At 33.5% G+C, this 19,901-nt stretch carries 20 protein-coding genes and 2 pseudogenes; 10 read left to right on the top strand and 12 right to left on the bottom strand.

The annotated features are described in order from the left end of the window. Nucleotides 1–9 precede the first annotated feature (9 nt). From flgA to cysE, 5 genes are read left to right on the top strand one after another with little or no spacing between them, the layout of a single operon-like run. A complete protein-coding gene (flgA, locus tag DZ65_RS0107640; RefSeq protein WP_024790959.1) occupies nt 10–624 on the top strand; it encodes a flagellar basal body P-ring formation chaperone FlgA in 615 nt (204 codons plus the stop codon). Further along, complete coding sequence (locus DZ65_RS0107635; protein ID WP_024791498.1) at nt 621–1,211, top strand: UbiX family flavin prenyltransferase; 591 nt, start codon at nt 621–623, stop codon at nt 1,209–1,211. Before flgA ends, DZ65_RS0107635 begins: the two co-directional genes overlap by 4 nt. Nucleotides 1,212–1,236: 25 nt before the next feature. Then, the gene (gene coaD, locus DZ65_RS0107630; RefSeq protein ID WP_024790159.1) at nt 1,237–1,719 is read left to right on the top strand and encodes a pantetheine-phosphate adenylyltransferase; all 483 of its coding nucleotides are present in this window, start codon (nt 1,237–1,239) and stop codon (nt 1,717–1,719) included. Then, nucleotides 1,703–2,278 carry a dTMP kinase gene (tmk, locus tag DZ65_RS0107625; RefSeq protein WP_024788041.1) on the top strand — a complete coding sequence of 192 codons (576 nt, stop codon included), beginning with the start codon at nt 1,703–1,705 and terminating at the stop codon, nt 2,276–2,278. Before coaD ends, tmk begins: the two co-directional genes overlap by 17 nt. Next, nucleotides 2,262–2,963: a serine O-acetyltransferase gene (gene cysE / locus DZ65_RS0107620; RefSeq protein ID WP_024788040.1), complete on the top strand. Its 702-nt coding sequence runs from the start codon at nt 2,262–2,264 to the stop codon at nt 2,961–2,963. The genes tmk and cysE overlap by 17 nt, the downstream gene beginning before the upstream one ends. Nucleotides 2,964–3,015: 52 nt before the next feature. On the opposite strand, the pseudogene DZ65_RS10095 reads toward cysE, so the two are convergent. The 3 genes and pseudogenes from DZ65_RS10095 to DZ65_RS0107605 form a co-directional block, all read right to left on the bottom strand. Next, a pseudogene (locus tag DZ65_RS10095) lies at nt 3,016–4,115 on the bottom strand (transposase). 223 nt (nt 4,116–4,338) lie between these two features. Next, nucleotides 4,339–5,229, bottom strand: a complete 891-nt coding sequence (locus DZ65_RS0107610) for a CoA ester lyase (protein ID WP_024790958.1) — start codon at nt 5,227–5,229, stop codon at nt 4,339–4,341. After that, on the bottom strand, nt 5,226–5,564 hold the full coding sequence (locus DZ65_RS0107605) for a cytochrome c (RefSeq protein WP_024790156.1): 339 nt from the start codon (nt 5,562–5,564) through the stop codon (nt 5,226–5,228). The genes DZ65_RS0107610 and DZ65_RS0107605 overlap by 4 nt, the downstream gene beginning before the upstream one ends. A 55-nt stretch (nt 5,565–5,619) precedes the next feature. On the opposite strand from DZ65_RS0107605, the gene folD reads away from it, so the two are divergent. From folD to DZ65_RS0107590, 3 genes are all read left to right on the top strand, one after another. Beyond that, a complete protein-coding gene (gene folD / locus DZ65_RS0107600; RefSeq protein ID WP_024791497.1) occupies nt 5,620–6,468 on the top strand; it encodes a bifunctional methylenetetrahydrofolate dehydrogenase/methenyltetrahydrofolate cyclohydrolase FolD in 849 nt (282 codons plus the stop codon). Then, nucleotides 6,465–7,250, top strand: a complete 786-nt coding sequence (gene lepB, locus DZ65_RS0107595) for a signal peptidase I (protein WP_024791496.1) — start codon at nt 6,465–6,467, stop codon at nt 7,248–7,250. The genes folD and lepB overlap by 4 nt, the downstream gene beginning before the upstream one ends. Nucleotides 7,251–7,481: 231 nt before the next feature. Beyond that, nucleotides 7,482–8,138 (top strand): site-2 protease family protein, encoded by a 657-nt coding sequence (locus tag DZ65_RS0107590; RefSeq protein WP_024791495.1) that lies wholly within the window; start codon nt 7,482–7,484, stop codon nt 8,136–8,138. Nucleotides 8,139–8,188: 50 nt separating this feature from the next. Here the strand turns inward: DZ65_RS0107590 and dnaJ are convergent, their stop codons facing one another. Continuing rightward, nucleotides 8,189–9,280: a molecular chaperone DnaJ gene (gene dnaJ / locus DZ65_RS0107585; RefSeq protein WP_024791494.1), complete on the bottom strand. Its 1,092-nt coding sequence runs from the start codon at nt 9,278–9,280 to the stop codon at nt 8,189–8,191. A 71-nt stretch (nt 9,281–9,351) separates the two neighbouring features. On the opposite strand from dnaJ, the gene purL reads away from it, so the two are divergent. Both purL and DZ65_RS0107575 read left to right on the top strand, forming a co-directional pair. Then, entirely contained in the window at nt 9,352–11,562 is a 2,211-nt protein-coding gene (purL, locus tag DZ65_RS0107580) for a phosphoribosylformylglycinamidine synthase subunit PurL (protein ID WP_035908231.1), read from the top strand. Between the two features lie 9 nt (nt 11,563–11,571). After that, nucleotides 11,572–12,591: an aldo/keto reductase gene (locus DZ65_RS0107575; protein ID WP_024791492.1), complete on the top strand. Its 1,020-nt coding sequence runs from the start codon at nt 11,572–11,574 to the stop codon at nt 12,589–12,591. Here DZ65_RS0107575 and DZ65_RS0107570 read toward each other — a convergent pair. From DZ65_RS0107570 to DZ65_RS0107540, 8 genes and pseudogenes are all read right to left on the bottom strand, one after another. Continuing rightward, on the bottom strand, nt 12,581–12,991 hold the full coding sequence (locus tag DZ65_RS0107570) for an arsenate reductase ArsC (protein WP_024791491.1): 411 nt from the start codon (nt 12,989–12,991) through the stop codon (nt 12,581–12,583). The two genes, DZ65_RS0107575 and DZ65_RS0107570, sit on opposite strands and share 11 nt — an antisense overlap. A gap of 11 nt (nt 12,992–13,002) precedes the next feature. Next, nucleotides 13,003–14,230, bottom strand: a pseudogene (locus DZ65_RS11540) (arsenic transporter). Beyond that, nucleotides 14,124–14,639, bottom strand: a complete 516-nt coding sequence (locus DZ65_RS11160; RefSeq protein WP_236617373.1) for a hypothetical protein — start codon at nt 14,637–14,639, stop codon at nt 14,124–14,126. Before DZ65_RS11160 ends, DZ65_RS11540 begins: the two are co-directional and overlap by 107 nt. A gap of 20 nt (nt 14,640–14,659) precedes the next feature. Further along, on the bottom strand, nt 14,660–14,818 hold the full coding sequence (locus DZ65_RS11155) for a hypothetical protein (protein ID WP_236617372.1): 159 nt from the start codon (nt 14,816–14,818) through the stop codon (nt 14,660–14,662). Between the two features lie 85 nt (nt 14,819–14,903). Then, nucleotides 14,904–15,164, bottom strand: a complete 261-nt coding sequence (locus DZ65_RS11150; protein WP_024791490.1) for a hypothetical protein — start codon at nt 15,162–15,164, stop codon at nt 14,904–14,906. Then, entirely contained in the window at nt 15,161–16,564 is a 1,404-nt protein-coding gene (locus DZ65_RS0107550) for an MBL fold metallo-hydrolase RNA specificity domain-containing protein (protein WP_024791489.1), read from the bottom strand. Before DZ65_RS0107550 ends, DZ65_RS11150 begins: the two co-directional genes overlap by 4 nt. Continuing rightward, nucleotides 16,561–18,957: a phosphoenolpyruvate synthase gene (ppsA, locus tag DZ65_RS0107545; RefSeq protein ID WP_024790145.1), complete on the bottom strand. Its 2,397-nt coding sequence runs from the start codon at nt 18,955–18,957 to the stop codon at nt 16,561–16,563. The genes DZ65_RS0107550 and ppsA overlap by 4 nt, the downstream gene beginning before the upstream one ends. Further along, entirely contained in the window at nt 18,954–19,862 is a 909-nt protein-coding gene (locus tag DZ65_RS0107540; protein WP_024790144.1) for an aldolase, read from the bottom strand. Before DZ65_RS0107540 ends, ppsA begins: the two co-directional genes overlap by 4 nt. Nucleotides 19,863–19,901: the final 39 nt, after the last annotated feature.

Genomic DNA, 19,901 nt, shown 5'->3' with positions numbered 1-19,901 from the left:
AAATGAAAAATGGAAAATGGAAAATTAAAAATTAAATTATTTTTTTTATTTTTACCCATTTTTTTATTTGCTTCTGTAAAAAAAGAACTTGTTAAGTTTTATAAACACTATTATCCAAATATTGAAATTGTTTCTATTTATACTCAAAAACCGTTTCCCAAAAAATATAAAAAAATTTCTTTCAAACTTATTAACCCGAAATTTCCAAGCGGAAATTTAATTATAGAGAATAAATATTATTTTTACCGGATAAAAGCAAAATTAACAGTTTATAAAACCATAAAAGTAATTAAAAAAAACGAATCTGTTTTACCTTATGTCAAAAAAGAAAAAATAGATTTCAGACATTTTTATTCCCCTCCTCTGCTTAAAATACACAAAAATTTGATAGCTTCAAAAGTTATTTCCAAAAATGCGGTGATTACCAAAGAAAACACAAGAATAAAGCCCGCTGTTTTACAAGGAGACAATGTAAATGTGGTTTTTAAAGGCATAGGTGTGGAAATATATTCCAAAGGCACAGCGCTAAACGATGCAAACATTGGTGAAAAAATAAAAGTCGAAATAAATCATAAAATTTATGAAGGTGTTTTAAATAAATCATATGAAGTGGAGATTCAATGAAAATTTTAGTCGCCATCAGCGGGGCAAGCGGGGCAAGTCTTGGAATTAAACTGTTTGAATTAATACCAAAAACTTATGAAAAATATTTAATATTAAGTGAAAGTGCAAAAACGGTTTTGGAAAATGAAGAAAATATTTTTTTTAACACTGACCTCTCAGCCCCTCCGGCAAGCGGAAGTTTTCAGATAGATACAACATTTATAGTTCCTTGCAGTATGAACACACTTGCCAAAATTTCAGCCGGCATTGCGGATAATTTAATTACAAGAAGTGCCCTTGTTGCAATAAAAGAAAAAAGAAAATTAATTTTAGCTCCAAGGGAAATGCCTTTTAGCACTATTCACTTGGAACATATGACAAATCTTGCAAAATTATCCAATATTTTTATAGCACCCCCGGTAATAGGATATTATCACAATCCAAAAACATTGGAAGAGATGGAAAATTTTTTAATCGGTAAATGGCTGGATTTGGCAGGCATTAAACATAATCTTTTTAAAAGATGGAATGGGAGTAATAGTGAAAATAGTGAAAGCCTGTCCGCGCACTTGCAAAGCGGCGGGGTGGTGAGTGGTGAAAATAATTAGAAGTAAAAAAGAATAAAGGAAAAAGATGCAAACAAAAGCTGTATATCCGGGAACATTTGACCCTGTAACCAACGGTCATATAGATATAATAAACAGAGCCTGCAGGATGTTTGATAAAATTATAGTTGCAGTTGCCGACAACAAAGATAAAAAAACGATGTTTAATCTTAAAAAAAGAGTTGAATTTATGAAAAAAGCCACTGAAAAATTCAATAAAGTTGAAGTAAAGAGTTTTTCGTCCCTTTTGGTGGACTTTGCAAAAAAAGAAAATGCCAAAATAATTATAAGAGGTCTAAGGGCGGTAAGTGATTTTGAATATGAACTGCAAATGGGCTATGCCAATAAAACACTGGACAAAGAAATAGATACAATATATTTGATGCCAAACCTCGAAAATGCATTCATCTCTTCAAGTGTGGTAAGAAGTATTTTAAAATATAACGGAGGCATAGAACATTTAGTCCCAAAAGAAATTATAAAGGACATTAAAAGTGTATATAGCGTTTGAAGGAATCGACACCGCAGGCAAAAGCACCCAAATAAATTTATTAAAAAAAGAATATAAAAATTTTTTGTTTGTAAAAGAGCCCGGATACACTGAATTTGGAAAAAAATTAAGAGAGATAATATTAAAAGAAAAAATATCTAAAAAATCGGAACTTTTTTTATTTTTGGCAGACAGAAGCGAAACGATGCAAACAGTAATAAAACCGAATCTTGATAAAACAATAATAACCGATAGAAGTGCAATAAGCGGTATTGCATACGCAATGGAATTTTTCGATTTTGACTTGCTTGTCAATCTAAACAAATTTGCAACGGATGGAATTTTTCCAAATCTGACAATTATATTAAAACTGGACAAGGAAACACTAAAATACAGACTTTCACTTAAAAAACATGACAATATTGAAAAAAGAGGAATTGATTATCTATTAAGAATTCAAAATAATATTATTAACACATGCAACAGACTTGAAATTCCGTATCTTCTGTTGGATGCCTCAAGTTCAGTAGATGAGATATATTTTCGAATAAAAAAGGCAATCAGTGGGTATATTAAATAAAATAAAAAAAGACTTTTTAGCCGTTAAAACAAGAGACCCGGCTTTTAAAAACAATCTGGAGCTGCTTTATGCATATCCTGGCGTCTGGACATTGGTTTGCTATAGAATATCAAATTCCATTTATAAAAAAGGTTTTAAAAGGTGTGCCAGGTTTATTATGGCAATAAATCAGTTTCTGACAAATATAGATATACACCCGGGAGCCAGTATAGGGGAAAATGTTTTTATTGACCATGGAATCGGGGTAGTGATAGGTGAAACTGCAATAATAGGAAATAATGTAACTATATATCAGGGCGTAACACTTGGAGGAGTCAGTTTAAATCCAGGGAAAAGGCATCCCACAATAGAAGACGATGTAACAATAGGCGCCGGGGCTAAAATACTCGGAAATATAACCATAGGCAAAGGCAGTAAAATCGGTGCAAATTCTGTTGTGGTAAATAATGTGCCGCCTTATTCAACAGTTGTGGGAATTCCAGGAAAGGTTATCAAAAGAAAAGATTATTCACCTCTTGCGCATAATAAACTTCCCGATATTGAAAAAGAACTGTTCGAATATTTAATGGACAGAATAAAAATACTTGAAGAAGCCGTTACAAACAACAATAAGGACATCATAGAAAAAGATGAGGAAATAGAAAAAAAATACAGGGATTATTTAGAAGCCCTTAAAAACCGCTGATTAATCCAATTGAATATTTTTTCTGTGATATCTTTGGACTATATCGAGCCCATCAAATTAACTGTGTAAATAAAAACCAAAGACTAAAACTTTGAAGGTATGTTATTAAAATATCTTGGAAATATATCACAAGTTGAGGATAAATTTCCGACCAGTTTCTAATCCTACTGTTTTTCCATTTTTGCATAACCTCCTGTGTTGAAGTAAAAAGGACTTTACTTCTTTTGAAGGGAATGAGCCTTTAGATTTAAAGATTTAATCGGATTTTAAATAAGCTTTCTAAGTTCTTTTGGATACTTAAAAAAAGTAGCAAGCTCATCCCAGTTTCTTTTCCATAAATCATAAATATGAGGGTATCTTTTGCCCCATTTTTCATTGAAATATTCAAGATTTTGAATGGCTAAATCCTCAGTATCAGCTGTTTCTTATCTGATGAACTACACATCTTTGAATTTCAGCTTTTGGATATACGGCTTTAATAGCTTCATTAAATCCGTTTAGTCCGTCTATTGAAAATATTAAAACATCTTCTACACCTCTGTTTTTTATTTCATTAAGTATTGAGAGCCAATATTTAGAAGTTTCATTCTCTTCACTTATCCATATACCTAAAATATCTTTTTTACCTTCTATAGTGATTCCCAGCATTATATAACAGGCTGTATTTTTTATATTTCTCTCAACCTTTATTTTTAATACGGTTGCATCCATAAAAATTATAGGATAAATACTTTCCAAAGGTCTATTCTGCCATTCAATAGCTTTTTCTAAGATTTTTTCAGTAATATTTAATATGGTTTCAGTTGAAAGCTCATATCCGTATAAATCATCAAGATGGTGCTGAATATCTTTTACACTTTGTCTTTTTTTTACAATTTTAGGCTCAAATGTTGAATTTCTGTCCCTTGGAATATTTACTTCAATTTCTCCATATTTAGATTTTAAATTCTTTGTAGAGTATCCATTTCTGTAATTGCTATTATCAGATTTTTCATTTTTCTCATAACCTAAATGGTTTGTCATTTCACTTTGGGTTGCTGTTTCTATCATCTCTTTGATTAAATTTTTTAATTCTTTTTCAATCTCTTCAATTGTCACTGGATTTCCTGATTTTAATCTTCTTTTATATTCTTCAATGTTTAAAATACTCATGTGTAAATCCTTTACTTTTATTTTTTTATTTTATCATCTCTCAACATCTATATTAGGATTTACACAGTTTTTTTGATGGGGCCAATTTATTCTTAAATTGCTTATTCATGATAACTTATACCAATTCTCAATTAATTAGTTACTTTAAAAGTATCTAAAACTACCATTATTTTAACGCTTTAATCATTTTCATTATTCATTTTCCATTTTCAATTGGTATAATTTATTTTTTTAATATTTGCAAATAATTTTTATAAATAGGCTCGTCCACGTACAGCCCGTTAATTGTAAAAGGCCCGATTTTTTCAAATCTTTCAACTATCATTTTAGCAAATTCCAAATCTTCTTTGAAAATATTGTTTGCTATTTCCACCTGAGATGGTGTAATGCATCCTACTCCCTGAAAACCTAAATTTTTTTGAAGCAGACACCATTTGGAAAATCCTTCCAAATCCTTGTATTTTTGATAAACAAACCCTATTGGGGTTTTTTCAATAAATCTTGATTTTAAAGAAAATTCACTTAAAATATGATGAATTAAAGGATTGTTTAAATCAATTATAGAATGATTTATATTTAAGGAATTCAATAAATCATAAATCCCTATATAAAATGTGGTTAATCTCGGATGTATTAAATCTGTTAAATTATGAAACGCTTCTTTTGTTTCGATTGAAGCGTGTAATTCTTTGTTTGTAAGAATAGAAGCGTCGTTAATATCTTCAATTCCTTTTATTTTAGGAATTCTAAAACCGTCAAAAGAGAACCTGTCTAAAAATTTAATATCTTCGCTTCCGCCTTCGTTTAGGGCGTTGACTCTTATTATTATTTCTTTATCCAATGTTGAGATGTTACTTAAAAATACGGCTATCATTATTTTAGCTATCTCTTTTTTTTCTTTTGCCACCCCGTCTTCAAGATTCAATATAATAATATCCGCCGGTATTTCGTCTATTTTATTTAAGTGTTTAACCTGATGTCCGCTTACCATCAGTGCGCTTTTTCTTTTAGTTTTTTTTGTTTTTAGCTTTTTATTTCCTATTAAAGACAAAGCTTTTTGTATATTATTGCTATTTACTATTTCTTCTAACTCTTTTATATTTTTAAAAATCATTTTTTGCTCCTTAAATAAAGTAAAATACCCTCTATCTCTTCTTCTGTCAGATAATTGTATCTCGGCATAACAGTAAGCTTTTTGTGAAACAGAGCTTTTTTTAATGTAATTAAATTAATATTTTGAATGTTAGGTGCTTTGATATAAGTTTTTAATCCGTTTTTATAAAAATATGTAACTATTTTGCCTTCTCCTTTTTCTCCGTGGCATTTGGCACAGCTTATTCCCCTTGGATTATTGTAAAGCATTTTTCCGTATTCAAAATTTGTAATAAACCAGTCGGTTTTTGCAGATAAAATTGAAAAACTAAGCAAAAGAAGAAGTCTATTTAACATTTAGCAACCTTTATGATAAAATTCTAACATTCATTTTAGCAAAAAAAGGAATAAAATGAGAATTTTAGATGGTAAAAAATTATCCGAAAAAATTAAAAATAAAGTTAAAGAAGAAGTGGATAAATTGAAAAAAGAGGGTATAACTCCGGGGCTTGCCGTTATTTTGGTAGGGAATGACCCTGCGAGTCAGACATACGTAAAAATGAAAAAAGGGGCATGTGAAAAGGTGGGAATGTATTCTGTAGTTCATGAATTTCCTGAAAGTATAAGTGAAAAGGAACTTTTAACTACTATTGAAATGATTAATAAAAATCCAAATTTACACGGTCTTTTGGTTCAGCTGCCTCTTCCAAAACATATAGATACCACTAAAGTTCTTGAAGCGGTGGCACCTGAGAAAGATGTTGACGGATTTCATCCGTATAATATGGGGAAACTTTTTGAAGGGCTTGAGAGTTTTGCCCCCTGTACGCCTTTAGGGGTAATGGAGCTGTTTAAAGAATATAATATTAATCTAAAAGGAAAAGATATATGCATTGTGGGGGCTAGCAATATTGTTGGAAAACCGATGCTTTCCCTTTTGCTTAACGCATGGGCAACCGTGGATATATGCCATATAGAAACAAAAGATTTGGCAACACATACAAAAAGGGCGGATATTGTAATAGTAGGTGTCGGGAAGCCTAATTTGATTACGGCTGATATGGTAAAAGAGGGTGCCATTGTAGTTGATATAGGAATTAATAAAGTAGATGGTAAAATTGTCGGAGATGTGGATTTTGAAAATGTAAGTAAAAAAGCCGCATATATTACTCCTGTACCCGGCGGTACGGGGCCGATGACAATAGCCATGCTTTTAAAAAACACAATAAAAGCTACAAAGCTTCAGAAAGAAAATAAATGAAAGAAAAACTTAAAAAATTTTATAATTGGTCTAATAGTTGGACCGGAACCATTGTAATAGTATTAATTATTATTTTCTTTTTAGCCCAGGCTTTTGTAATTCCTAGCGGAAGTATGAAAAGAACCCTTCTTCCAGGAGACGCACTTTTTGCAAAAAAATTTGCCTATGGAGTGCCAATTCCTCATATTCCATGGCTTGAAATTCCAATTTTACCGGATTTCAGGGGAGACGGGCATTTAATAGACGGCCCGAAACCAAAAAGAGGGGATATTGTAATATTCCGTTACCCTGTAAATCCAAAACTGCATTTTGTAAAAAGATGTGTCGCTGTAGGCGGCGATAAATTAATGGTTAGAAATAAAGATTTATATTTAAGAATTCAAAACAGTGATGAAATGACCAAAAAATTTGCGAAAAAAATGAAAACCGAAACGGTTAATATAAACGGGGAAATTTGGGTTAAAAATCCTTATATGAAACTCTATCCCGGGATTCATCACGACCCTAAAGTTGATTTTCCGGAAGAAGTGATAAATTATGGTCCTGTAATAGTGCCTAAGGGTCAGTTTTTTATGATGGGTGATAACAGAGACCACAGTGATGACAGCAGGTTTTGGGGGCCCGTGCCTTATAAACTGATTGTCGGGAAACCCTGGTTTATTTATATGAGCTGGGATAAAAATTATACTATCAGATGGCACAGAATCGGAATGACTATAAACGATATTGAAAAAGAACTTAGAGAGGGTAAGAAACCGTATTTAACATATGGATGTAAATAAATAGTGAGTTGTGAGTTGTGAGCCTGCCCGGCCGCTTAAAAAGCGGCGGGGTTGTGAATAGTGAGTAGTGATTTGTGAGTTGCCAAGTTCCAAGAGGCCAAGTTGCCAAGAAGGCAAGTAGCTAAGAGGCTAAGTACTTAGTGAAAAGTGAAAAATGAGCGAAAATGAGCAAAACGAATTACGCTCACCTGGCTATCAAAAATGGCTATGGTGAAAAATGATGGAGGATAGATGGAATATGTAATAAAATATACAGCCTTAATAGGGGCTTTTGTAATTGCTGTTGTAGGCCATGAAATTATGCATGGACTTACGGCGAAATATTACGGGGATGAGACTGCAAGCAGGGAGGGTAGGCTTTCTATAAATCCAATAAAGCATATAGACCCTTTCGGGACCATTGTTTTCCCTGTTATACTTTTTTTATCTCAAAAACTGGCAGGAGTCAGTGACCCTATAATTTTCGGGTGGGCAAAACCGGTACCTGTAAATATTTTTAAAGTAGTTGAAAAAGGCGGCTATATCGGGGCTTTTAATGTTTCCATTGCAGGAATTACATATAATTTTATTTTGGCTTTTATAGCCTCAAGCTTAATAGGTTTTTTTGAACCCAACGGATTAATTAGTGCTTTTATGTTTTTATTTTTTTATTATTTAATTATTGTAAATGTAATTTTGGCGGTATTTAATTTAATTCCGGTGCCTCCGCTTGACGGAGCCAACGCCCTTAAATATCTTTCGCTGCAGTTTAAAATTTATTCTATTGCCAGATTTTATAATAAAATAGAGCCTTACGGGATGATTATATTACTAATTATTTTATTTACTCCTATTGCAAATTATGTGTTTTATCCTGCAGAAGTTATTATAAGCTGGCTATTACATTAAATTAAAAATTAAAAATTAAAAGTGTAAAATTTCATTATACATTTATCCATTTATTTTTTGAACCAGCTTTTCACTTTTTCAATCGCTTCTTCTAAAATGTTTTTATGTTCTTTTACTTCATTTCCGAAACTTTTATGAAGTTTTTCAAGGAGTTCTTTTTGCTCGTCAGTCAGTTTTTTTGGATAGACAATATTTATAACTGCTATCAAATCTCCTTTGTATCCGCTGTTTGGATCGGCAATACCTTCGCCTTTAAAAATAATTTTGGTTCTGTCTTTTGTACCGGGTTTTATTTCTATCTCTTTTTCACCTTCAAGAGTAGGGATTTTAACATTGTCTCCTAATATTGCGCTTGTAAAAAATACAGGTATTTCAACTATTAGATTATTACCTTTTCTTTTGAATATTTTTGATTCTTTTACTTTAAATATCAAATATAAATCGCCTCTGTATCCGCCTCTTGTTTCGTTTCCCCTGCCGGCTATTCTCATTCTCATACCGGTATCAACCCCGGCAGGAATATCTATTTTAACTTTTTCTTCTTTTACAATGTAACCTCTGCCTTTACATTCAGAACATTTCTTCTTAACAATAAAACCTTTTCCCTGGCACTGCGGGCATGTCTGGGCTATTCTCATAAATCCGTTGCCCATTACCACCTGTCCCCTTCCATGACACACCGGGCATGTTTCTTTTTCTTCTGCCCCGCTTCCTTTACATTTAGGGCATATGGAAAAATATGTTGTTTTTATTTCTTTACTAACACCGTACACCGCTTCTTCAAAATCAAGTGTCACTTCAACAGCTTTGTCTATATCATACGGAAGAGGCTCTTCATGCTGCTGGCTTCCAAAGCCTCCTCCAAAAATATCGTTAAACATATCGAAAATATCATTAAAATTAAAATCGGTTTTATACCCTCTGCCCTCTAAGCCTTCTTTTCCGTATCTGTCATAAACAGCTCTTTTTTCATCATCACTTAAAATCTGATAAGCCTCATTGATTTGTTTAAATTTTTCTTCAGCCTCTTTATCTCCCGGATTTTTGTCGGGATGATATTTCATTGCGAGTTTTCTGTATGCTTTTTTTATCTCTATTGCTGTTGCGGTTCTGCTCACACCCAATATTTCATAATAATCCAATACGCTCCTCCTCTTTTTTTAATGAAATTATATCTTTATTTATGTTAAAATTCATTTAAAAAAGGCAAGTAATGTATGAGATTAATAAAAATGAACTCGACGAGCTTTTAAAAAGGCATAAATTAACAAAAGTTGATTATGAACATATTATAGAAATTTTAGGCAGAACTCCGAATTTGGTGGAACTTGGTGTTTTCAGTGCGATGTGGAGTGAGCACTGTTCATATAAATCTAGCAAATGCTATTTAAAAGGATTTCCCACAGAAGCTCCGTGGGTGATTCAGGGTCCGGGTGAAAATGCGGGTGTTATTGATATCGGGGGAAACATGGCAGCTGTATTTAAAATGGAAAGTCATAACCATCCGAGTTTTATCGAGCCTTATCAGGGTGCCGCTACAGGGGTTGGAGGAATACTGAGAGATATTTTTACCATGGGGGCAAGACCGGTAGCCAATCTTAATGCAATCAGATTTGCCCATATTAAAGGTAACGATGAAACAGCCAAGCTTCATAGACACTTACTCAGCGGAGTGGTTGCCGGCATAGCCGGATACGGTAACTGTATAGGCGTTCCTACAATAGGGGGAGAAACATCATTTGAAGAGTGTTATGCGGGAAATGTTTTGGTAAATGCATTTGCCCTCGGGATTTGTCCTCAGGATGAAATATTTTATGCAAAGGCCGAAGGTATCGGAAATCCTGTAATTTATGTGGGAAGTAAAACCGGAAGGGACGGACTTGGAGGTGCCGTTATGAGCAGCGATAGTTTTAAAGAGGGAGATGAAGACCAAAGACCGACGGTTCAGGTGGGCGACCCTTTTACAGAGAAACTTTTAATGGAAGCATGTCTTGAGCTTTTTAAAACAGATTATATTGTCGGAATTCAGGATATGGGAGCCGCAGGGCTTACAAGCAGCAGCTTTGAAATGGCCGGAAAAAGCGGAAGCGGCCTTAAAATGCATTTGGATAAAGTTCCTATGAGGGAAGAAGGGATGAATCCGTATGAGCTTATGCTAAGCGAGTCCCAGGAAAGAATGCTTATTTGTGCTAAAAAAGGGTATGAAGACAAAATAATCGAGATATTTAAAAAATATGATTTGGATGCCGAAGTTATAGGGGAAGTGACAAATACCGGAAAAGTGGAACTGTTCTGGCACGGAGAAAAAGTAGCCGACATTCCTGTTGCCCCGATTACCGAAGAAGCACCGGAGCTGTGCCGCCCTGTAAAAGAGCCTGAATATATAAAAACAATAAAAGATGTTGAAATACCTGAAATTAATCCACAAATTGCTTTTGAAAAATTAATCGTTGAAAGTGAAATTGTGGATAAAGCATGGATTTATGAGCAGTATGATTCAATGGTACAGACAAATACAGTGGATACTAAAAGAGCGGACGGAAGTATAATCAGAGTAAAAGAAAACGGTAAATTTATAGGAATGAGTGCGGACTGTAATGCCAGATTTTGTTATATAAATCCTCGTCTCGGAGCTTCCGCCGCCGTTATGGAATCTGGAAGAAACATAGCGGTTAAAAAAATAACTCCTCTTGCAATAACTGACTGTCTGAATTACGGAAATCCGGAAAATCCTGAAATTATGTGGCAGTTTAAAGAGGGGTGTGAGGGTATAAAAGAAGCGTGTAAGGCTTTAAATACACCGGTAGTCAGCGGGAATGTGTCTTTGTATAATGAAAATGAGGGTGAAGGAATATTCCCTACACCTGAAATTGCAATGGTAGGAGTAGGGGACAGCTTTAGAACCAGTGAAATTAAAAACGAAGGTAATATAATCTATTTATTAGGGGAAACCAAAAGTGAATTCGGAGGAAGCCTGTATCTGAAAGTTTTTGGAAGTATTGTGGCTGGAGTTCATCCCGAAGTAGATTTTGTAAAAGAGCTTAAACTCTGGCGCGTACTTCAAAGCGATTTGATTGAAAGTGCAAAAGATATCTCAACTGGCGGACTTGCAATTGCCGCATATAAATGGGCATGTGTAAGCAATAAAGGGCTTGAAATTAATGTAAATATAAAACAGCCTATTGATATATTCTCTGAGAGCTTAAGCAGGGCTTTTGTAGAAATCGCACCTGAAAACTGTGAAAGTTTTGAAAATTTATGCAATACCCTTGGGTTAAAATATGAAAAAGCCGGAATTGTTGGCGGAAATGAAATAAAAATAAATGAAATTAAAATACCTTTACAAAAAGCGAAAGATATTTATTTTAATACTTTCCCTAAAATTATGAGAAACGAATTTGATATAGCAGATAATTTGGTTTAAAGGTTTGTTTTGGAATACAGATACATAGGAAAAAGTGGACTCAGAGTCAGTGTTCTAAGTTTAGGAACAATGACATTTGGAAGTATGAGCGATAAAAAAGAGGCTTTTAGAATCTTAGATAAAGCATATGACAGCGGTATAAACTTTATAGACACTGCCGAGCTTTACCCTGTACCTCCTGAAGAAAAATATGCGGGAGAGACTGAAAAAATAATAGGGGAGTGGCTAAAAACAAAACAAAGAGATAGCATTATGATAGCCAGTAAAGTTGCAGGGGCGGCAAGCGGGTGGTATATTCCCCCAATCAGACAGGGGTTTACCGCAATGGACAGGTTTCATATAAAAAGGGCGGTTGAAGGAAGTTTAAAAAGGCTTGGGAGCGATTATATAGACCTTTATCAACAGCACTGGCCTGATACTGTGGTTCCAATTGAAGAGACAATGAGGGCTTTTGATGAATTAGTGAAAGAGGGAAAAGTAAGATATATTGGAACTTCCAATGACACTGCATATGGACTTACAAAAGCAAACACTGTTGCAAAATATGAAGGACTTGCAAGGTTTGAGAGTGTTCAAAATAATTTCAGCGTGCTAAATCCCAGATTTTTTGACGAGCTTGAATATGTTTGCAGAAAAGAGCAGGTTTCACTTCTTCCGTATTCTCCGATAGCCGGGGGAATTTTAAGCGGAAAATATAACAGCCCTTATATTCCAGAAGATTCAAGGTTTATGATGTATCTGAATTATCCAAACAGCCGTGTCAGAAACCATGCAAAAAGATTTTATAATGAAAAAACCCTAAAAGCGACTGAGAAGTTTTTAGAAATTGCTAAAAAATACAATATTCATCCTGTCACTCTGGCAGTAGCTTATTCAAAACATTTTGATTTTGTGGCTTCTACAATTATTGGAGCAAGAACTCTTGAACAGCTTGAACCATCACTTAAAGCTGCTGAAATTAAACTAAACAGAGAAATTTTAAAAGATATTAAAAAAATACAAGAAGTAATTCCATATCCTATGGGGTGAAAACGATGAAAAAATTTTTTATTTCAGGAAGAAGTTTTTCTTCTATCTCTTTATATGTTTTTTGAAATTCTTCATAATCTTTCCCATCAGGGTCTTCAAAACCTATATGTATTTTAGGAACCGGTTTTGGGAAAATAGGGCAGGTTTCTTTTGCATGGTCACACACTGTTGCCACTAAATTAAAATCATCGTTTATTACTTCATCTAAATGTTTTGAATGATAATTATTATCCCATATTCCGTTTTCTTCTAAAACTCTTTTTGCATTTGGATTGACTTTTCCTGCCGGTTTTACTCCTGCACTTTTTGCCTCAACTCCTTCAAGTTTTGCATTTACAAGTGCTTCCCCTATAATACTTCTGCAACTGTTTCCTGTACACATTATTAAAACTTTTTTCATTTTGTTTCTCCTTATATTAATATTAAAAGCACAATTAAAAGAACAGGCGGTGTAATAATAAGTCCAAATTTTGTATATTCTTTAAATGTAATTTTTACACCTTTTTTTTCTAATACATGCAGCCAAAGAAGTGTTGCTAAAGAACCAAAAGGTGTCATTTTAGGTCCAAGGTTTGAACCGATAATATTTGCATAAATCATAGCTTCATTTCCTATATGCTTTAATGAAATATCCATAATCATAATGGTCGGCAAATTATTCATAACTGCGCTTAAAAAAGCAGATATAAATCCTGTTGCAATAATTGCTAAATTTTTATTTATTTCAAGCAGATGTTTTAAAATTATACTTAAATAATCTGTCAGTCCTGCATTTTTTAGTCCATATACCACAATATAAAGCCCAATACTAAACCATACTATCTGCCAGGGAGCTGTTAGAATGATTTCTTTTGCATCTACAACTTTTTTATGAGATATAATTAAGAAAAATTAAAGCACCTCCAAGAGCAAAAACAGATACAGGAATATGATAAAAATCTCCAATAAAATATCCTATTAAAAGTAATGCTAAAAAGAAAAAAGAAAAAATAAATAGTTTTTCATCTTTAATTACACTTTTTGCAGGTGGCAGTAAATCTATATCAATTTTATTTGGAATATTTTTTCTTAAAAACAGCCATAAAATAAAAGTTGATGCAATTGTACTTACAATGAAAGGAAAAAACATATTTTTAAAATATTCAAAAAATCCTATATGAAAAAAATCTGCTGTTACTATGTTTGTAAGGTTTGAAAATACAAAAGGAAGTGATGCACTATCACTTATAAATCCGCCTGCGAGTAAAAATGCAGTTATTGTTTTTAAATTTAGTTTTAACATTTTTAGTTTTGATAGTAAAATAGGGGTTAAAATAAGTGCAGCTCCGTCATTTGCAAAAAATGCAGAAACTACGCTCCCAAGTAGCATAGAATTTATAAACATTAAATTACCGTTTCCGCGTGAAAGTTTTGCTATTTTTATCGCCATATATTCAAAAAATCCTAATTTATCTAAAACCATAGAAAGAATTATAATCCCGATAAATGCAAGTGTCGCATCCCATACAATTTTTATAACTTCAATAACATCGTTAAAATTTACAACTCCTAAAATAAGAGCTATAAATGCTCCGATTATTGCAGTAGTTCCAATTTGCAGGCCTTTTGGCTGCCATATAATAAAAATTAGGGTAATCAAAAAAATTGAAACTGCCAAAATCATTCATATGAAACTTCCTGTTAAATACCAGTGCATTATAATAAAGAGTTAAAATTACCACTAAAAACATAAAAAAAAATGCGAGAAAAACAAGATATTTGTTCGCATCTGTTCTATGATACACTCTTAAGTGCCCTAAATGGACAATGCCTTGAATTATTAAAACACTTAATGCTGCTACAGTTGTAATTTCTGTTAAATTTAAAAATAAAATTATAGGAATAATCAAAGCTACACTTATTAAAAGACCCTCAGTGGAATGAAAAATATTATATTCATATTCTTTTGGAAGTTCCCCGTTTTTTGCTAAGGTATAACTTATTTGTGTAGTTGCATAAAGTGTTGCATTTATTGCACTTGCAGTTGAAATAAGAGCAGTTATTGCCATAATTTTAAATCCAAGTTCTCCTATACAGGTTTTGCTGCAAGAGCTAACGCATAATCTTTTGCTTTTATAACTTCTTTTAAAGGTAAATTTCCTAAAACGGTAATACTAATTGTCACATATAAAACAATTAAAATTGATAAAAGCATTGCTCTTAGCATATTTTTTTTAGAATTTTTCATATCTTCAATAGTATTTGTAATAACGCTAAAACCTTGATAAGCAAAGAAAGTAAGCTAGCAACAAGATTTGCACCTATTAGATTTACTATTGTAAAAAATGCAAGAATTCCAAGACCAAAAGAATTGATGGTAAAAGTTGAAGAATGTCCAAAAAGCACATTACACTCATTCCACCTGAGAAGATATTTACATTAAATTCTTGGACTAAATATTCAACTATTCCTCCTCGAGATGGATATCTAAGAGCTAATTTTGCAAGGGAATAACCGCTAAGAAAAGCAATAATCCCCATAGAGCCAATACCTAAAAATATAGTGCTCCACAGCCCAAAAGCTTTATTTTTCATAAATATATTTTTTCCCCTTCTTCTACAATATGGGCTTTTTTATTCATTTCATTTAAAATGACAGAGCGGAAAATTACCTGTTTGTCATATTCCCCGTGAATCAAAAATATTTTTTCAAGTGTTTTAAATTCCCTCATCCATTCAATTAATTCTCCCTGGTCTGCATGGGCCGAAAAACCGTTAATCGTATAAAGTTTGCTTCTGACAATAATATCTTCATGATAAATTCTGATATTTTTTGCCCCGTCTATCATATCTCTCCCGAGTGTTCCTACCGCCTGGTAACCTACAAAAATAACAGCGTTTCTCGGATTCCAGATTCTGTGTTTGAAATGATGAAGTATTCTTCCTCCGTTGCACATACCGCTTCCGGCCAAAATTACACAGCCTCTTTCAATATCATTAATTTTTTTTGACTCTTCCACATCTTTTACAAAACGCAGCTGTTTAAATTCAAATGGATGGTTTTTATATTTTTGGCAGCTTTTTTTAAGTAATTTATGCCATTTTTTATAAACAGAGGTTACTTTATCCGCCATTGGAGAATCAAGAAACACTTTTGCATCTTTTGGAAGAGATTTTTCATCGCTCATTTCTTTAAGCAGGCATAAAATCTGCTGGGCCCTTTCTATTGCAAATGTCGGAATTAATACATTTCCGCCGTTCATAAGTGTTTGAATAACCGCTTTTTTGAATTCCGTTTTGCTCTCTTCAAAACTCTTATGAAGTCTGTCTCCGTAAGTTGATTCAATAAACAGGGCGTCTGCATATGTCGGTTTTTCAAGAGGAGGTAAAATATTGTTGTTTTTGTTTCCCAAATCCCCGCTGAAAACTACTCTTTTTTTAAGTCCGAATTCTTCAAAAGTAAATTCAATAAAACTACTTCCCAGTATATGTCCGGCATCTTTATATTTTACTTTTAAATTTTTATATTTAAAACTTTTATTATATTCTATTTTTCTTTTTTTCATTTTTTTAAAAATAGATTTTACTTCATCAACGGTGTAAAGAGGTTTTCTGATTAATTTTTCTTTACCTTTTCTCTGGGCTTTTTTAAATTTTGTTTCGTAATCCTCTTCCTGAAGTTTTGCAGCATCAAGTAAAACAATTTTTGCTATGTCAAATGTAGCCGGGTGTGCAAAAACCTCTCCTTTAAATCCGTATTTGTAAAGAAGGGGAATTCTTCCTACATGGTCTAAGTGGGCATGTGTTAAAAATAAAGCGTCAATTTCTTTAGGATTAAATCCTAAAGGTTCGAAATTTTTATATTCATCATGTCCCTGAAACATACCTGCATCTATCAAAACCCTGCTTTTTACAGTATCTAAGATATGCATAGAACCTGTTACTATTTTTGCTGCACCATGAGATTCTTCGTAAGCTTGTTTTTTTAGTATCATTTTTGCTCCATTTCAGCGATATCTTTTATAATTTTCAATACGCTATCCGGGTTTAAACTCATACTTTCAATTCCGATATTGACTAAAAATTCTGCAAAATCAGGGTAATCGCTTGGTGCCTGACCGCAAAGGCCGTTATATTTGTTGTGTCTTTTTGCTCCGTCAACCGCCATTTTGACCATCTTTTTTGCACCCTCGTCCCTTTCATCATAATCGAAAGCAACTATTTGAGAATCTCTGTCAACCCCTAAAGTTAACTGTGTTAAATCGTTTGTTCCAATACTTATTCCGTCGTAAATTTCAAGGAATTTATCTATCTGGATTACATTGTTTGGTATTTCACACATCATATAAATAGGCACATTACCCAAACCGTTTTGAATCATTGCCTCTTTTACCCTTTTTGCCTCATCGATTCTTCTGCAAAACGGTATCATTAAAACAATGTTTTCAAATCCCATCTCACAGATTGCCCTTTTCATAGCAAGACATTCAAGCTCAAACCCTTCTTTATAATTCGGATGCGTATATCTGGCGGCCCCGCGGAATCCGAGCATTGGATTGTCTTCTACAGGTTCAAAATGCCTTCCCCCTAACAGATTAGCATATTCATTTGATTTAAAATCGCTCATTCTGACAATACATTTTTTAGGATAAACGCTTGCTGCAAGAGTCGCCACACCCTCACTTAATGTTTTTATAAAGAAGTCCTGGGCATCTCCGTCAAAAGGAAAGGCAAGTTCATCAATTAAAGCTCTTTCGGTTTCACTGAGTAATTCCGTATGTTTGATCGCCATAGGGTGTGCTTTTATGTAATTTGTAATAATAAATTCCATTCTGGCTAGTCCTATTCCGTCAACAGGAAGTTTGGCAAGTGAAAATGCCAGTTCCGGATTTCCTAAATTCATCATAATTTTTGTTTTTGGACGAGGAAGCTTTGAAATATCAACTTTTTCCACTTGAAATTTAAGTATTCCATCATATACTTTTCCAACTTCCCCTTCAGAGCAGCTGACTGTTACCGGTTGGTTGTCTTTTAATATTTTAGTCGCATTTTTTGCCCCTACGATTGCAGGTTTTCCAAGCTCACGACTCACAATTGCAGCGTGGCAAGTTCTCCCTCCTGTTTCTGTGATAATTGCACTTGCTATTTTCATAACAGGTTCCCAGTCTGGGCTTGTTGTAGGTGCTACTAAAACATCCCCTTTTTCAAATTTATCGGCCTCTGCCATTGAATGCATAATACATACTTTCCCAGCTCCTATTTTTTCTCCCACGGCATTTCCTGTCAGAAGCACTTTACCTTTTTCAAGCAGTTTGTATATTTCAAATTCTGTCGCCTTTTCCTGGGAATGAACTGTTTCAGGTCTTGCCTGAACCATATAAAGTTTTTCATCTATCCCGTCTTTTGCCCATTCCATATCCATAGGTGTGTAATGATTGTTTACTTCGGAATAATGTTCTTCTATTTTTATAGCCCAGTCTGCAAGTTTAAGTACTTCTTCATCAGAAATAGCAAATCTTCTTCTTTTTTCTATAGGTGTTTTAAGGTTTTTTGTAAACTGTTCTGCCAGATTTGCAGTTTCAAGTGTTTTGCTAAACACCATCATTTTTTCTTTTTCACCTAATTTTCTTTTTAAAACCGCCTTTTTCCCTTTTTTAAAAGTCGGTTTATGCACAAAAAAGCTGTCCGGATTTATAGTTCCCTGGACCACATTTTCCCCAAGCCCCCAGGCAGCATTAATAAATACAACATCTCTAAATCCTGTTTCTGTATCAATACTGAACATTACTCCGCTGCTTCCCAAGTCACTTCTTACCATTTTCATAATAACGACTGAAAGATATACTTTAAGTGGGTCGAAATCGTGGGTATATTTATAACTTATACTTCTGTCTGTAAAATTAGAAGCGATACACATTTTATATGCCCAAAGCAGATTATCTTCGCCTTTTATATTAAGATATGTTTCATTTTGCCCGGCAAATGAAGCAGTTGGTGAATCTTCCGCAGTGGCGGAGCTTCTTACGGCTAAGCTTACATCTTCTCCGTATTGCTCTTGAAGTTTGTGGTAATTTTCTAAAATCTCTTTTTTCAAATCTTCAGGAATTTTGGCTTTCATTATCAGATTTCTTGCAGTTTTACCCACTTTTTTAAGTTCATCAATATTGTCAGGATTGAAATTTTTAAATAGCTGGGCTAAAGGCTCGTTTAAATTATTTTTTTCTAAATAATGTCTATAAGCGCTTGCAGTTACAGCAAATCCGTTTGGGACATTTACACCAAGAGGTGTCAGATGGTTATACATTTCACCTAAACTTGCGTTTTTACCTCCCACTTCATCCACATCTTTAATTCCAATTTCACTGAACCATTTTATAAATTCACTCATTTTCTTCTCCTTAAAATTTTTATTGCATCTTCTACTGATTTGTTTTCGCATGTTATTGCATAAATTGCATTTGCCATTTTTATAGCTTCATCTATTGGTCTTTGATGTATATTTCTTCCTGTCCCGTTTCCCCTGGAACCGCCTATATGAATTTGGGCATATAATTCTTTTAAAAATTCTGTTTCGTCTATTTTTTTACCGCCTTCGCATAATACTCCGGTATTTCCTGCAGCAGAAGTTGCTTCTTTTAAAAGTTCAGGTTTGAATTTTCCATTTTTGTAAGGCACTTTGACTTTTGCAAAATCAGCCCCGAGACATGCGGCTACACCTGCAGCCCCTGCTATTATATGAGGGTCGTGCTCGTCTTTTACAAATTTTCCTTTTGGATACATCCATAAAACAGCAATCATTGCGTTTTTGTGGGCATCATGTACTATTTTAGCCGCTTCGCTTAACATTTCCCTTTCATATTCGCTTCCCAGATAAACGGTATATCCAACACCTTTTATATTAACTCCCATATCGTTTTTAAGTTCAATCACATTTTTCATATCAATCATCTGTTTTGAATACGGGTCTTTTGCAGAATAGGGGATTATATTTGTTTTTGAATTTAGTTTTACTAAATAAGGCACATCAGGATAAAGATTTGCATATCTTGTAATCAGTCCGAACTGAGTGGCAAAAACTCCTATTTTTGCGTTTGCTGCTATTTTAAATAAATGTTCTGGATTATTGTCGTCCTGCGATATTCCTTCGCCGTAAAAATCATTATTCAAATGTTCAATTTTCTGGTCTCCTGCAAAAAGCATAAGTCTTCCGGTATTGTTTGTAATTTCTAAAAAATTTTTTAGAAATTCCTCTTTTTTACCTATCGGCACATCTGCCGGGATATATTTTTTCATCTCCCGCTCCTTAAAAGTTTTATTTATTGTAACGCTTTT

It is taken from the genome of Lebetimonas sp. JS032 (assembly GCF_000523315.1).
Classification (GTDB): Bacteria; Campylobacterota; Campylobacteria; order Campylobacterales; family Nautiliaceae; genus Lebetimonas.
The sequence above is the reverse complement of the archived record's forward strand: the minus strand, read 5'-3'. Positions and strand labels throughout refer to the sequence as shown.

Excerpts from the sequence above, each read along its gene's own strand:
- coaD (WP_024790159.1), top strand. The coding sequence starts at position 1,237 with ATGCAAACAAAAGCTGTATATCCGGGAACATTTGACCCTGTAACCAAC.
- DZ65_RS0107570 (WP_024791491.1), bottom strand. The coding sequence starts at position 12,991 with ATGAAAAAAGTTTTAATAATGTGTACAGGAAACAGTTGCAGAAGTATT.
- DZ65_RS0107590 (WP_024791495.1), top strand. The coding sequence starts at position 7,482 with ATGGAATATGTAATAAAATATACAGCCTTAATAGGGGCTTTTGTAATT.
- DZ65_RS0107605 (WP_024790156.1), bottom strand. The coding sequence starts at position 5,564 with ATGTTAAATAGACTTCTTCTTTTGCTTAGTTTTTCAATTTTATCTGCA.
- ppsA (WP_024790145.1), bottom strand. The coding sequence starts at position 18,957 with ATGAGTGAATTTATAAAATGGTTCAGTGAAATTGGAATTAAAGATGTG.
- DZ65_RS11160 (WP_236617373.1), bottom strand. The coding sequence starts at position 14,639 with ATGGCAATAACTGCTCTTATTTCAACTGCAAGTGCAATAAATGCAACA.
- DZ65_RS11155 (WP_236617372.1), bottom strand. The coding sequence starts at position 14,818 with ATGAAAAATTCTAAAAAAAATATGCTAAGAGCAATGCTTTTATCAATT.
- DZ65_RS0107540 (WP_024790144.1), bottom strand. The coding sequence starts at position 19,862 with ATGAAAAAATATATCCCGGCAGATGTGCCGATAGGTAAAAAAGAGGAA.
- flgA (WP_024790959.1), top strand. The coding sequence starts at position 10 with ATGGAAAATGGAAAATTAAAAATTAAATTATTTTTTTTATTTTTACCC.
- DZ65_RS11150 (WP_024791490.1), bottom strand. The coding sequence starts at position 15,164 with ATGAAAAATAAAGCTTTTGGGCTGTGGAGCACTATATTTTTAGGTATT.
- DZ65_RS0107610 (WP_024790958.1), bottom strand. The coding sequence starts at position 5,229 with ATGATTTTTAAAAATATAAAAGAGTTAGAAGAAATAGTAAATAGCAAT.
- DZ65_RS0107635 (WP_024791498.1), top strand. The coding sequence starts at position 621 with ATGAAAATTTTAGTCGCCATCAGCGGGGCAAGCGGGGCAAGTCTTGGA.
- DZ65_RS0107550 (WP_024791489.1), bottom strand. The coding sequence starts at position 16,564 with ATGATACTAAAAAAACAAGCTTACGAAGAATCTCATGGTGCAGCAAAA.
- lepB (WP_024791496.1), top strand. The coding sequence starts at position 6,465 with ATGAAAGAAAAACTTAAAAAATTTTATAATTGGTCTAATAGTTGGACC.
- purL (WP_035908231.1), top strand. The coding sequence starts at position 9,352 with ATGTATGAGATTAATAAAAATGAACTCGACGAGCTTTTAAAAAGGCAT.
- folD (WP_024791497.1), top strand. The coding sequence starts at position 5,620 with ATGAGAATTTTAGATGGTAAAAAATTATCCGAAAAAATTAAAAATAAA.